Origin of the sequence: Blastococcus sp. Marseille-P5729, assembly GCF_900292035.1 — a bacterium.
Classification (GTDB): Bacteria; Actinomycetota; Actinomycetes; order Mycobacteriales; family Antricoccaceae; genus Cumulibacter.
Genome location: NZ_OMPO01000001.1, coordinates 1518612 through 1531315, shown reverse-complemented (window position 1 = coordinate 1531315; position 12704 = coordinate 1518612). Strand labels below are relative to the sequence as shown.

General features: G+C 69.9%; 13 protein-coding genes. 8 read left to right on the top strand and 5 right to left on the bottom strand.

Annotated elements, in window-relative coordinates:
* Window positions 1-25: 25 nt before the first annotated feature.
* Window positions 26-397: a DUF3054 domain-containing protein gene (locus DAA40_RS07455; RefSeq protein ID WP_106848980.1), complete on the bottom strand. Its 372-nt coding sequence runs from the start codon at window positions 395-397 to the stop codon at window positions 26-28.
* A gap of 84 nt (window positions 398-481) precedes the next feature.
* On the opposite strand from DAA40_RS07455, the gene DAA40_RS07450 reads away from it, so the two are divergent.
* Together DAA40_RS07450 and DAA40_RS07445 are read left to right on the top strand one after the other, a co-directional pair.
* Entirely contained in the window at window positions 482-1378 is an 897-nt protein-coding gene (locus DAA40_RS07450) for a DUF5926 family protein (protein ID WP_106848979.1), read from the top strand.
* Window positions 1379-1661: 283 nt separating this feature from the next.
* The gene (locus DAA40_RS07445) at window positions 1662-2549 is read left to right on the top strand and encodes an oxygenase MpaB family protein (protein WP_106848978.1); all 888 of its coding nucleotides are present in this window, start codon (window positions 1662-1664) and stop codon (window positions 2547-2549) included.
* A 12-nt stretch (window positions 2550-2561) separates the two neighbouring features.
* Here the strand turns inward: DAA40_RS07445 and DAA40_RS07440 are convergent, their stop codons facing one another.
* Window positions 2562-4247 carry a DUF885 domain-containing protein gene (locus tag DAA40_RS07440; RefSeq protein ID WP_106848977.1) on the bottom strand — a complete coding sequence of 562 codons (1686 nt, stop codon included), beginning with the start codon at window positions 4245-4247 and terminating at the stop codon, window positions 2562-2564.
* Window positions 4248-4459: 212 nt separating this feature from the next.
* Between DAA40_RS07440 and modA the strand changes: the two genes are divergently transcribed.
* From modA to DAA40_RS07425, 3 genes are all read left to right on the top strand, one after another.
* On the top strand, window positions 4460-5245 hold the full coding sequence (modA, locus tag DAA40_RS07435; RefSeq protein ID WP_106848976.1) for a molybdate ABC transporter substrate-binding protein: 786 nt from the start codon (window positions 4460-4462) through the stop codon (window positions 5243-5245).
* 74 nt (window positions 5246-5319) lie between these two features.
* Window positions 5320-6039 (top strand): ABC transporter permease, encoded by a 720-nt coding sequence (locus DAA40_RS07430; protein ID WP_234356267.1) that lies wholly within the window; start codon window positions 5320-5322, stop codon window positions 6037-6039.
* Window positions 6036-7094 carry a sulfate/molybdate ABC transporter ATP-binding protein gene (locus DAA40_RS07425; RefSeq protein WP_106848974.1) on the top strand — a complete coding sequence of 353 codons (1059 nt, stop codon included), beginning with the start codon at window positions 6036-6038 and terminating at the stop codon, window positions 7092-7094. Before DAA40_RS07430 ends, DAA40_RS07425 begins: the two co-directional genes overlap by 4 nt.
* A gap of 3 nt (window positions 7095-7097) precedes the next feature.
* Here DAA40_RS07425 and DAA40_RS07420 read toward each other — a convergent pair whose 3' ends face one another.
* Window positions 7098-8306: an arginine deiminase gene (locus DAA40_RS07420; RefSeq protein ID WP_106848973.1), complete on the bottom strand. Its 1209-nt coding sequence runs from the start codon at window positions 8304-8306 to the stop codon at window positions 7098-7100.
* A 153-nt stretch (window positions 8307-8459) separates the two neighbouring features.
* Here DAA40_RS07420 and DAA40_RS07415 point away from each other — a divergent pair, with 153 nt between their 5' ends.
* Window positions 8460-9986, top strand: coding sequence for a glycerol-3-phosphate dehydrogenase/oxidase (locus DAA40_RS07415; RefSeq protein ID WP_106848972.1), 1527 nt, complete (start codon window positions 8460-8462; stop codon window positions 9984-9986).
* 67 nt (window positions 9987-10053) lie between these two features.
* Here the strand turns inward: DAA40_RS07415 and DAA40_RS07410 are convergent, their stop codons facing one another.
* The gene (locus tag DAA40_RS07410; protein WP_106848971.1) at window positions 10054-10605 is read right to left on the bottom strand and encodes a GNAT family N-acetyltransferase; all 552 of its coding nucleotides are present in this window, start codon (window positions 10603-10605) and stop codon (window positions 10054-10056) included.
* Between the two features lie 86 nt (window positions 10606-10691).
* Between DAA40_RS07410 and DAA40_RS16390 the strand changes: the two genes are divergently transcribed.
* On the top strand, window positions 10692-10856 hold the full coding sequence (locus DAA40_RS16390; RefSeq protein WP_199849572.1) for a hypothetical protein: 165 nt from the start codon (window positions 10692-10694) through the stop codon (window positions 10854-10856).
* Window positions 10857-10868: 12 nt separating this feature from the next.
* Here the strand turns inward: DAA40_RS16390 and DAA40_RS07405 are convergent, their stop codons facing one another.
* Entirely contained in the window at window positions 10869-12125 is a 1257-nt protein-coding gene (locus DAA40_RS07405; protein ID WP_158716295.1) for an MFS transporter, read from the bottom strand.
* Between the two features lie 44 nt (window positions 12126-12169).
* Between DAA40_RS07405 and DAA40_RS07400 the strand changes: the two genes are divergently transcribed.
* On the top strand, window positions 12170-12673 hold the full coding sequence (locus tag DAA40_RS07400) for a GNAT family N-acetyltransferase (protein WP_158716294.1): 504 nt from the start codon (window positions 12170-12172) through the stop codon (window positions 12671-12673).
* Window positions 12674-12704: the final 31 nt, after the last annotated feature.

Below are 12704 nucleotides of genomic sequence, written 5' to 3'. Positions count from 1 at the left end.
CACCGAGAAATGATAGTGGTCCGCGTCACTGCGCGGTGGGGGTGTTCTGCCGCAGGGCCGTCGAGGCGAGCAGCCGCCACCCGATGAGGAGGACGCCGAGGGTGAGCGTGGCGACCGCGACAAACGCCGCAGCGGTGCCCTGGCCGGTGAACTGGCGCAGCAGCATGCCGACCAAGACGGTGATGATCCAGACCGGCCACGCCGTCCGCCAGGTGGTGGGGTAGCCCTTGGCGATCATCGTGGCGACGAGCCAGCCGACGACGAGACCGACGAGGAACGGCCACGCAGTCTGCGCGATCCCGCCCAGCGTCAGGCCGTGCTCGTGGCTGGCGCGGCCGATGATGGCGAAGGCGATCGTCAGAACGACGTCGATGGCGAAGACAACGATGACAGGCACGCACCGAGCCTCCCCGATTTCGGCGGCGCACGCATGCCCAGCCGCGCAGGAGTGACCAACATCAGCCGACTAGGCTGATGCGTCATGAGCAAGAAGTCCGAGCGGAGGCAGAAGAACGCCGAGCGCCACGCCGCGGCCGGCGCCCCCAAGCGCGAGCGGGTCAAGAGGGTCGACCGGCCGATCGTCGCGCGATCGTTCGAGGGGACGCCGAGCGAGTGCGACTGGGTTGCTCTGCGCGAGCTGGTGCCGGCGGCCACCGCCCCGCTGAGGCTGAAGGACGGGACGGACCGCGAGATCACCCTGGCCACCGTGCTGCCGATGGCGGTGCCGGCGATGGTGCGCGAGGACGACTCGATCTTCGTCGCGGCGCAGACCACCATTCCGTCGTCCGACCCCTCGCGGGACATCGCGCACGCGCTGCTGCGAGCGCTCGACGCCCAGCCGGGCGACCTGCTGCCGATCGAGTTCGCGCCGCTCGACGGGCCGACGCTCGCCGACATCCTCACCGACGACCCGCTCGAGGTCACCGTGCACGACGACTTCTCGTTCTGGCTGGTGGACGCCGACCGGCAGCCCCCGGAGGTGCGCGCCTCGATGGAACGCGCCAACGACACGGTCTTCCCGACGGTGCGGCTGCAGGGTGTCGAGGCGGCCTACTGGTGCGCGCCCGGGCCCAAGGCGCACGTGCGGTGGCCGATGCCGTACGACGAGGACAAGCTGCTCGACGCGCTGGCCCGGCTGTCGGCCGCCGGTGAGCTGAACCTCGGCGAGGGCACTCGCTTCGCCGGCCAGTTCCGCGGCCACGGTGTCCTCGTGCCCGTGTGGGATGTCTCGATCGACGCGCATCCCGATGAGTTCGAAAAGCCGACCGCCGACATGCAGGCCAAGCTCGAGAAGGCAATGGCGAGCGACGAGCCGCTGAACGAGGCCGAGCGCCGCGCCCGCGCGGGTGTCATCGGTCGCCAGGTCTCGCTTCGATAGAGCGCTCCACCAGCCGGCGCACCGACGCCGACACCTCCGCGACTGTGCTCTCGGCCGCGGTCTGCGGCTCGCGGTAGGACAGTGCGGTTGGCAGGACGCCGGTCCACACCTCGGCGTCCGGGCATCAGCACGTCGCTGAACCGGTCGAGTGGCTTGCGGCGGATGTGGGGCGCGCTCAGGCCGAACAATCTGACGCCCGCCGCCTGCACTTTCCGTGATTAGTTGACACACCGATCAGTTTGTTGCTCTCATTGCTCAATCCACCCCGACCTGGAGGCCGGCCATGCTCACGCGCGACCACTGGCAGAAGAAGATCGCCACACTCGATCCGCAGACCGACTGGCTGGAGATCCTGCGCATCTCCTCCATGCACGAATTTCCGTGGGACACCCTGCAGGCGCTGTCGTTCGCGCTCTACCGCACCTATGCTGTGCCGTCGGTCGGAGGGCTGCTCGACACGACCGGCGAATTCACCGAGCGCGCGCAGAAGCGTTACGACGACACCTCGATCCTGCTGGAGGAGCCGCTGCTGAAGGGCTTCGAGCACCCGGATGCACGCACGGCGATCCGCCGAATCAATCAGATGCACGGTGCATACGAGATCTCCAATGACGACATGCGCTACGTGCTGTGCACCTTCGTCGCGACGCCGATCCGCTGGATGGACGCTTACGGCTACCGCCCGATGATGGAGCAGGAGAAGATCGCGACCGCGAACTACTACCGCACGCTGGGGCGGCACATGAACATCAAGGACATCCCGCAGACCTGGCAGGAATTCTGTGCCGCGCTGGATGCCTACGAGGCCGAGCACTTCGCTTTCGACGAGGGCGGCCGCCGGGTCGCTGATGCGACGAAGGACCTCATGGCGTCCTTCTACCCGAAGCCGGTGCGCCCGCTCATCGACCTGTTCGCCCGGTCGATCATGGACCAGCCCCTGCGCGCGGCGTTCCGGTACGACGCCCCACCCAAGCCCGTCGAGCTCATCTCGCGTGGTGCGCTGAAGTTGCGCGGCAAGGTGCTCTCGCGGATGCCGGCGCGGCGCCGGCCCAAGAAGGCCCAGGACGACCGCAGCTTCACCTACTACAAGAAGACCGGCGTTCCGCCGCTGGCCGAGCTCGGCAGCTTCCCGAAGCAGGCGCCTGGCTGCCCTGTCTCACACGCGAGCTAGCGAGGGAGGACCTCAGGGGAGGAGGGCGCGGCGCAAGGTGTCGAGCCCGACCGAGCCGATGTCGAGCGCGCGGCGGTGGAAGGCCTTCAGGTCGAAGGCGGCGCCGTCCCGGCGGTGGTTCTCCTCGCGCAGCTGCAGCCAGGCCCGCTCGCCGATCTTGTAGGACGGGGCCTGGCCCGGCCACCCGAGATAGCGGACCAGCTCGCGGCGCCGGAAACCCTCCGCCATGTGCACCTTGGCCGCGAAGTACTCCGACGCCTTACCGAAGCTCCAGCGCCCACCGCCGACCTCCGCGGGTGCCTCGAACCCGCAGTGGATGCCGATGTCGAGCACCACCCGCGTGGCGCGCAGCGACTGCGAGTTGAGCATGCCCATCCGGTACGCCGGATCGTTCAAGTAGCCCAGCTCGGACATCAGCCACTCGCTGTATAGCGCCCAGCCCTCGCCGTGCCCGGACACCCAGCAGCCCATCCGCCGCCACCGGTTCAGCAGGGTGGCCCGGTAGACCGTCTGGCCCAGCTGCAGGTGGTGACCGGGCACGCCCTCGTGGTAGACGGTGGTCAGCCGGCGCCAGGTGACGAAGCGGGTCGTGTTCTTGCCCACCGACCACCACATTCGGCCCGGGCGGGAGAAGTCCTCGGACGGCGCGGTGTAGTAGACACCACCGGAGCTGCTCGGCGAGATGAGGCATTCGATCCGCCGTACCGGCTCGGGGATGTCGAAGTGCGCGCCGTTCAGGACGTCGATGGCCTCATCGGCCTTGTGCTGCATCCAGGCCATCAGCGCATCGGTGCCGTGCAGCTGGTAGCGGGGGTCGGCGTCCAGCGCGTCGATCGCCTCACCGACCGTGGCGCCGGGCTGGATCTGCTCGGCGGTCTGCTGCATCAGCGACGTGATCCGCGCGAGTTCCTCCTGGCCCCAGGCGTAGGCGTCCGCGAGGTCGATGCTCTCGCCCAGGAACACCCGCGACTCGAGCTGATACCGCTCGATCCCGACCGCGTCGCGCTCGGGCGCGGCGGGCAACCACTCCTCCGTGAGTCGTCTCGCCGCGGTCCGGTAGGCGGTCGCTGCGGCCTCCACGCCGCGGCGGAGCTCGTCGTGCGCCGTGCCGGTTGCGCTCGAGTTTGCAACCAGCGTGGCGAAGTAGCCGTCGGGAGCGGTCAGTGAGTGGGCCTGGTCGATGCAGGCCTGGACCTGCCGGCGGGCCGCACGGACTCCGCCGTCCGCAGCATATCGAAGTCCTTCGAAGTAGTGATCGAAGGCGGACGGCAGGCTCTGCAAGCGACGGCCGATCATCGCCCAGTCGTCGTCGTGCGCGGTGGGCATGAGGTCGATCGTGTCGCGCAGCCACTGGAAGGGCGAGTGGATGCTGTTGAGCGCCCCGGCGGTCAGCCGCGCGTCGGCACGCTCGATCTCCAGGCCGAGCCGCTCGCGCATCGCCGCCACAGTGACGACGTCGACGTCGTCCGACGGCTCGGCGCGCTCCAGGCTCGCCAGTGCCGTGCGCGCCAGATCGGTCTTGGCGGCGATGCCGGCGGGGGAGTAGTCGTCGTACTCGTCCTGACGGGTCGGCAGGCCCTGGCGGGTGGCCTCGATCGGGCTGAGCTGTAGCAGGTCGTCGAGATAGCCGTCGGCGATCGCGTCAACCTCGGTCGGCGTCCGGGCCTGGGGGTCGGGTGTCTCAACTGGCTGGGGCATCCCGGTCAATCTAATGGCTGCCGGCGCGGGGAAGGCGCTGCCGCGCGAGAGGGGTTGCCCTGAGCGAGCGGGATTACGGCGAGCGGGAGGGGATTAATGTCCTCCCGCTCGGTGCATGCCCTCTCGCTAACCCGAAAACCGCTTCGCAAGTGCGGTGATATTGTCGTGAATCAGCCGCAGCTGAATGTCCGTTGGTGGCTATGGGAGGACACATGCGACGACTCTGGATCCTGCTTCTAGCGGTGGTCATCGTCGCCACCGCAGCGTGCGGCGGCGACGAGGACCACTCCGGCAACGGCTCGGGCGATGGTGGATCCGCGGACAGCGTCACGCTGACCGTCTTCGCCGCCGCCTCGCTGAAGTCCACCTTCGAGGAGCTGGGCAAGCAGTTCGAGAGCGAGCACGAAGGTGTGACGCTCCAATTCAGCTTCGCCGGGTCGTCGGACCTGGTCGCCCAGATCCAGGGCGGCGCCGCGGCCGACGTCTTCGCCTCGGCTGACGAGAACAACATGAAGAAGCTGACCGACGACGGCCTGAACGGCAGCGAGCCGAAGATCTTCGCCACGAACACGCTCACGATCGCCGTACCGCCGGACAACCCGGCCGGCGTCGCCTCCCTGCAGGACCTCGCCAAGGACGGCCTGAACCTCGTCATCTGCGCCCCGCAGGTGCCGTGCGGATCAGCCACTCAGAAGGTCGCCGAATCGGCCGGGCTGGACCTCAAGCCGGTGAGCGAGGAGCAGTCCGTGACCGACGTCCTCACCAAGGTGACCTCGGGCGAGGCGGACGCCGGCCTGGTGTACGTCACGGACGCAAAGAGCGCCGGTGACAAGGTCGAAGCCATCGACTTCCCGGAGTCGGACGCCGTCGTCAACAGGTACCCCATCGCAGAGGTGAAGGACTCTCAGCACGCCGATCTTGCCCAGGAGTTCATCGACCTGGTCACCGGTGAGGAAGGCCAGCAAGTGCTGAGCGAGGCCGGATTCGGGGCGCCCTGAACCGGGTGGGGGCGGGGCGCGACGTCGGCGTCCCCAGATGGATCTTCGTCCCTGCGGCAGTGGGAGCAGCGTTCGTGCTGCTCCCACTGCTGGCTATGGTGCTGCGGGTCGACTGGACCAACTTCCTCGGGCTCATCACCTCCGAGAGCTCGACGGCGGCGCTGCTGCTGAGCCTTCGGACGTCGGCGACCAGCACGCTGCTGTGCATCCTCCTCGGGGTCCCGATGGCCGTCGTGCTGGCCCGCGCCGACTTCCCCGGGCAGCGGCTGGTCCGCTCGCTGGTACTGCTGCCGCTCGTGCTCCCGCCAGTGGTCGGCGGCATCGCGCTGCTGTACACCTTCGGGCGCAAGGGTCTGCTCGGCGAGACCTTCAACGTGCTCGGCCTCCAGATCGCCTACTCGACGACGGCCGTCGTCCTGGCACAGACCTTCGTGGCCCTGCCCTTCCTGGTGGTGAGCCTGGAAGGTGCGCTGCGGACCGCCGGCCACCGCTACGAGGTGGTCGCGGCCTCGTTGGGCGCCCGTCCGACGACGGTGTTCCGGCGGGTGACCCTGCCGCTGGTGCTGCCTGGGCTGGTCTCCGGCGCCGTCCTGGCCTTTGCGCGCTCGCTGGGCGAGTTCGGCGCGACCATCACCTTCGCCGGCAGCCTGCAGGGGGTGACGCGCACCCTCCCACTGGAGATCTATCTGCAGCGGGAGACCGACGCCGACGCAGCGGTAGCGCTCTCGCTGGTGCTCGTCGTCGGCGCGGTCCTCGTCATCGGCCTCGCGCGGCAGAGCAGGAGCTCGGTATGACGCTGCGGCTGCGTGCCACGCTCGCCGAGCGCGGCCTGGACGTCGACCTGACCGCCCCGGCAGGGCGGACGGTCGCGCTGATGGGCCCGAACGGATCGGGGAAGTCGACGATCCTGGGCATCGCCGCCGGGCTGCTGCGCCCCGACACCGGCGAGGTGAGCCTCGACGGTCACGTGCTGACCCGGCTCGGCGCAGACGGCCGCGACATCCTCGTGCCGCCGCACAACCGCCACATCGCCACCCTCGCGCAGGATCCGCTGCTGTTCCCGCACCTGAGCGTGCTCGAGAACGTCGCGTTCGCGCCCCGCAGCCGCGGCGTACGACGGTCCGAGGCGCACCCCGCCGCGCGGCACTGGCTCGAACAGGTCGGCATCCCGGAGCTCGCCGAGCGCAAGCCGGCGCAGCTGTCCGGCGGACAGGCGCAGCGGGCGGCGATCGCGCGGGCGCTCGCCGCCGACCCCGGTCTGCTGCTGCTCGACGAGCCGATGGCCGCCCTCGACGTCGATGTGACCCCCGCCCTTCGGCAGGTGCTGCGCCGGGTGCTGGAGGGCCGCACGGCCGTGATCGTCACGCACGACGCGCTCGATGCGCTCATGCTGGCCGACACGATCGTCGTCCTGGGCGAGGGGAAGGTCATCGAGGAAGGGTCGGCGCACGACGTCCTCGCGCAGCCGCGCAGCGCGTTCGCGGCCCGGATCGCGGGGCTAAACATGCTCGAGGGGTCCTGGGTGGACGGCGGCGTCCGGACCGCGGACGGGCGCGAGGTGCGCGGGATGGTCGATGGTCTGACGCCGGCGAACGGCGCGCAGGCCGTCGCGGTCTTCCGACCTGCGGCGGTGTCGGTGTTCCGCGACGCGCCAGGGGGCAGTCCCCGCAACTCGCTGCCGGTGACGGTGACTGCCATCGAGCCACAGGGCGACCGGGTCCGGCTGCGCGCCGGCTCGCTGATCGCCGATGTCACCCCGCAGGCGCTCGCCGAGCTCGATCTGACGCCGGGCACTCAGGTCACCTTCACCATCAAGGCGACCGAAGTGACGATCTACCCGACGTCGTAGCGCCTAGTACGGGTCGCGGGTGATGGGGCAGGACATGCACCTCGGTCCGCCGCGTCCGGAACCGAGCTCCGACCCGGCGATCTCGATGATTTCGATGCCGGCGGCCTCCAGGGCGGCGTTCGTCGCATGGTTGCGCTCGTAGGCCACCGCCAGTCGGGGCGCCAGACACAGGGTGTTGTTGCCGTCGTCCCACTGCTCTCGCTCGGCGGCGATCGGGTCGAGGTCGGTCTCGATCATGCGGACCCGATCCACTCCCATCGCCTGGGCCGCGGCCTCCAGGAACGGACGGACGCCGCCCACCCGCAGCGGCTGGTCCGGCCCCTCGGGTGCGGTCAGCGGATAGGCCACCATCGAGTCCGCGATGTTCGGATAGACGATCATCGCGTCGCGGTCCACCATCGTGCACACGGTGTCCAGATGCATCGTCGCCCGGTCCTGGGCGATCGGGACGACGAGCACGGTCTCGGCCAGCCCTCGCGCGAAGGCCTGCCGCGCCAGCCGTTCGGCACCGGCCGGCGTCGTCCGCTCACCCACGCCGACCGCGATCGTGCCGGGAGCCAGCAGCAGGACGTCGCCGCCCTCCAATGGCTCCAGGTCCGGGGTGAACAGCGTGTCGGCCAGCGCGAAGCGCGGGTGGTGAGCGTAGATGACGCCGGTGAGGGTCGATTCGCGCCGGCGCGCTTCGAGGGCGAGTGAGGTGACCGCCACCTGACCACGCAGCCAGACCGACGAGTCGCGGGTGAACAGGCAGTTCGGCAGCGGCGAGACGACGAAGTCATGCGCGTCCATCAGCGCCCACGCGATCCCCCGGCCGCCTGGCAGCTCGGTCTTCGAGACGCCGCCGATCAGCGCAGCCACCAGCTCAGCCGCCGAGAGCGTCTGGAGATAATCGCGTACGACCCGCCCCAGATCATCACCCAGCCGGGGATCGGCGAGCACGCCGGCAATCGCGGCCTCGCGGGCCGCCGGTGCCTGCAGCGCCTCGGTGAGCAGGTCGGTCAGCAGCAGCACCTCCACCCCATGGGAGCGCAGCACGTCGGCGAACTGATCGTGCTCCTCCTGCGCCCGGCTGACCCACGGGACGCCATCGAACAGCAGCTCGTCGTTGTTGCGGGGAGTGAGGCGGGACAGCTCCGGCCCCGGTCGGTGCAGCAGCACGGTGCGCAGCCGGCCAACCTCGCTGTCGACGTACGGCGCGGGGGATTCGCTCACCCGCCGAGCATAGTCACCCCGTTTCTGGAATGAAGCGTTCGCTCAGCGAGCGCTTCGTCCCAAAAACGGGTCGCGGTCGGGCAGCCTCCGCCGGAATCGCGCAGACGCCGCATAGATTCGAGGTATCTTCCCCGCGAGCTTGTCGAGGCACCCGTGTCTGAGATCCCTGGATCACTTTCCGCATCCCGTCGCGCGCAGGAGATCCGCGCGCTCACCGAGAGCCCCGAGGTCGACCTGGTCGTGATTGGCGGCGGGATCACCGGCGTCGGCGTCGCGCTGGACGCCGTGACGCGCGGCCTGAGCGTGGTCCTCGTCGAGCGCGATGACCTCGCGAGCGGCACCAGCGGCGCGTCCAGCCGGGTGATCCACGGCGGCACCCGGTACCTGGCGGGCGGCGGCGTCGGCCTCGCGGTCGAGTCCTCGGCGGAGCGGACCCTCCTGATGCAGCGCATCGCGCCCCACCTGGTCCGCGCCATGCCGATGCTGGTCCCCGAGCTGCCGGACACCTCCAAGCGGACCCGGCGACTGACCCGGCTGGGCTTCCACGCCGGTGATCTGGTGCGCCGCGTCACCGGGCTGCGCTCGGCCGTCCTGCCGCCGCCGCGCCAGGTCTCGGCCGCCGAAGCCGAGGGGCTGTTCCCCGGCCTGAGTCGCGAGGGCCTCAGTGGTGCAGTGCTGTCCTTCGATGCCCAGCTCGAGGACGACGCGCGCCTGGTGATTGCCGTCGCTCGTACCGCGGCCGAGCACGGCGCCACGATCCTCACCCGGGTCGAGGCGCGCGCGATCCAGGATGGCCAGGTCCACTGCGTCGACCACCTGACCGGTGATCCGCTGACGATCCGGGCAAACCACGTCGTCAACGCGGCGGGCGTGTGGGCATCGGAGCTGGAGCCTGCGCTGCGGCTGGGCTACCGCAAGGGCGTGCACCTGCTGGTTCCCGCTGCGACCCTCGGCCGCCCCCGAACCGCCCTCGCGGTCCCGATCTCCCCGCGGCCGGACGACGTCGTGTTCGCCATCCCGCAGTCCGACGACCTGGTGCTCGTGGGCGCGACGGACACCGAGGCCACCTCGCCCGATGACATCGCCGTCTCGGACGACGACCTGCGCGGTCTGCTCGGGACGATCAACCGGGCGCTCGCCGTCGATCTGACGATCGAGGACGTCGTAGGCCGGTACGCCGGCGTTCGACCGATCCTGGCCGGTGACAAGCACGGCGACCTGGAGAAGCGGCATGCGGTCGTGGTGTCCGACGCCGGCTCGGTCACCGTCCTGGGCGGCAAGCTCACGACCTACCGGCGGATGGCCGAGGACGCCGTCGACCGGCTGATCTCAGCGAACATGCTCTGGGCCGGGGAGTGCCAGACGCGCGATCTGCCCCTCGTCGGTGCAGCCTCCCTTCGGCGGCTGTCGGCGCTCGGGATGGACCAGCGACTGATCCACCGCTACGGCATCGAGGCGCACGAGGTGATGGCGCTCGCAGCCTCCCGCCCGGAGCTGCGCGAGCGGGTCGTGCCGCACCTGCCGGTGCTGCGCGCTGAGCTCGTATGGGCCCTGGAGCACGAGCTCGCGATCACCGCCGAGGATCTGATCGACCGCCGCACCCGAATCGGGCAGACCGTCTACCGCGAACCGGCGCTGGAGGTCGCGCGTCGGCTGGTGGACATCACGGTCCGCAGCTGACGGACCGGTCAGGCCGTCGCCGGCCAGGTCGCGGCCGGTCGGGACCTCGCGGGTCAGGGCGCCGGCGTCAGGGGTCGGGGCGCATCAGCGAGTAGACGACGTGTCGCCCGTCGTGCGCCGCGGTGTCGGGCTCCATCTCGAAGACGCCCGGAAGCCGAGTGAACCCGCACTTCTCCAGCACTCGCCAGGACCGCACGTTGTCGGCGTGCACCGGAACCAGCAGGCAGCTGGCCCTGTCGTCGCTACGCCACAGGTCCTCGCACGCCGCGCGGACCATCGCCGTCCCGACGCCGCGGCCGACGACGTCCTGCTCGCCGATCAGGTAGTCCATGCTCCAGGCGCGCTCGGGCAGATCGACGTTCGCTGCGGCCAGCTCCTCGACATACTCGCCGTAGGCGTCGATCCGGTAGCGGAACAGCAGGCCGACGGGCCGGTCGTCAAGCTCGATGATGCAGTAGACGGTCGGCCCACCGGCGCGCAGCTCGTTGCTCATGTCGGCCAGCTCACCGGTCGGGTCATCGCTCCACCACTCCGCAACGTGCGGTCGGCGCATCCACGTCGCGACCATGGGGAGATCGTTGAGGGTCATCGGTCGCAGCCGCAACGGCTGGTCGTTCATGCGCTCTCCCGGTCCGGACGAATCCCCCGACCTGCACCCTAGGACAACTTCGGGAACTACCGGTCTCCCACGCGCGTTGACCCGGCATGAAGGTGCTGCTCGCAATCGTCGCCGTGCTCATCGCGCTCTCGGTGATCGGGTTTGTCATCAAGACCCTGTTCTGGCTCGGCGTCACCGCCGCGGTGGTGCTGGTCGGCGTCGCCGCCTACGGGGCCATCAAGGGCTCGAACGAGCCACACCAGCTCCGCTAATCACGTCTCGTCCTACCTGCCCTCGCCCCGGTCGGCCGGCGCCAGCTCGCTCGGCAGCAGGTCGCGTGCCGCGAGCTCCTTCTCGATGCTCCACCGTCCCACGCTGACGAGAGCGAACACCTGCAGGACCGCACTCAGCAGCATCATCACCAGGATCACGCCGCCCCACTCGGTACTGCCGCCGTGCACGGTCCCCAGCAGCAGCAGTCCGCTGCCGGCGACCAGGTAGCCGACCGACTGCATGAACCCTGACAGTGACAGCACCCCGGTCGTCGTGTCCGCCCGCAGGTTGACCACGTACAGCGCGATCGTGAAGTAGGTCTGACCGGTCCCGATGATCAGCGACCAGACGGTCGTGGCGGTGGTCGGTGCCAACCACAGTCCGAGGTAGGCGACGATGTTGCAGGCGAACAGCCCCCAGGTCAGCAGCGCCGGACGGCGCATCCGGTCCAGCAGCCCCGGGGCAAAAATGGTCGCAACCGTGGCGGCGATCGACACGAATCCGACCTGGGCCGCCGCGTACCCCTGAGGGAGGCCCTGATCGCGCAGCAGCGTCGGGTACCAGCCGAAGGAGAAGTACGCATTCAGCGACTGGACGCCAAAGAACAGGGCCAGCGCCCAGCCCTTCGGCACCCGGGCGATGGTGGCCAGCGGCAGCCGGTGTACGCCGGATCGGGAGGGCGCGGCCTCGTGATGCGCCATCGGCAGCCACGGGATCACGGCCATCAGCGCGAGCACCGCCCACATGCCGATGCCGAGACGCCAATCACCACCGAGAGCGTCGGTCAGCGGGATCGTCACGAACGAAACGCTCGCCTGCATCGTCGCCATCACGACGGTGTACGCCGCGGTCATGCCCGCGATCCTGGCGGGGAACATCTCGCGCAGGATGCTGGGCATGATCACGTTACCCAGTGCGATCGCGGCGAGGGTGATGACCGATCCTGCGAACAGCCAGATCGCCCCGGGGACGACGGCGCGGATCACCTGGCCGGTCGTAATCAGCAGCACGCTCAGCAGCGCCGTCCGGTGCAGCCCGATGCGGCGGGCCACGGTTGGGCCGGCGAGGCCCATGACGCCGAAGCAGAACGGGGGCAGCGCGGTCAGCAGACCGGTCCCGAAGCCGCCCAGCGAGTTCGCCTCCCGAATGTCCGGGAGCAGCGCGCCGACCGAGCTCACCGCGACGCGCAGGTTCGCAGCCAGCGCGATGACGGCCACGATGGACAGCCACATGGGCAGCGCGCGGCGGCCAGCAGATGCTTCGATCACCAAACCATTCTCCCAGCACCGGCCTTCGGGATAGCCTCAGGCTCGTGAGTGACGTAAGCATTGCCCGCTGCACCCCGCCACAGTGGAAGCGTTTCCGCGACATCAGGCTGCGCGCGCTTGCCGATGCGCCGGAGGCCTTCTGGCACTCCTACGACCAGGAGAGCTCACGTCACGAGAACGACTGGCGCAAGCGGTTGAGCGACCCGGCGCGCGCCGTCCTGCTCGCCGTCCGTGGCGGCGGGGACGTCGGGGTGGCCACCGTGGGTCCGCCGAGCTGGGACGCGGAGGCCGACGCGAGCCACTATGACCTGGCCGGCTTCTGGGTCGCGCCTCAGGCTCGCCGTCGGGAGGTCGCCCGGCAGCTGCTCACGGCGGCTATCGCGCATGCCCGGGAGCAGGGCGCGTCGGCCGTGACGCTCTGGGTCATGCAGGAGGGCACCGCCGCTGAGCGGCTCTACGAGTCGGCCGGGTTCGCGCTCACCGGCCGCGTCCACGACCTGCCCGAGCCCCGCTCGGGGCTCGAGCGCCAGATGATCCTGCACCTATAGCCGCCAGCCGCCCGAGCTGGTCAGCAACACC

Coding starts and splice junctions, on each gene's coding strand:
- DAA40_RS07445 (WP_106848978.1), top strand. CDS start 1,662: ATGCTCACGCGCGACCACTGGCAGAAGAAGATCGCCACACTCGATCCG.
- DAA40_RS07410 (WP_106848971.1), bottom strand. CDS start 10,605: ATGAACGACCAGCCGTTGCGGCTGCGACCGATGACCCTCAACGATCTC.
- DAA40_RS07440 (WP_106848977.1), bottom strand. CDS start 4,247: ATGCCCCAGCCAGTTGAGACACCCGACCCCCAGGCCCGGACGCCGACC.
- DAA40_RS07425 (WP_106848974.1), top strand. CDS start 6,036: ATGACGCTGCGGCTGCGTGCCACGCTCGCCGAGCGCGGCCTGGACGTC.
- DAA40_RS16390 (WP_199849572.1), top strand. CDS start 10,692: ATGAAGGTGCTGCTCGCAATCGTCGCCGTGCTCATCGCGCTCTCGGTG.
- DAA40_RS07450 (WP_106848979.1), top strand. CDS start 482: ATGAGCAAGAAGTCCGAGCGGAGGCAGAAGAACGCCGAGCGCCACGCC.
- modA (WP_106848976.1), top strand. CDS start 4,460: ATGCGACGACTCTGGATCCTGCTTCTAGCGGTGGTCATCGTCGCCACC.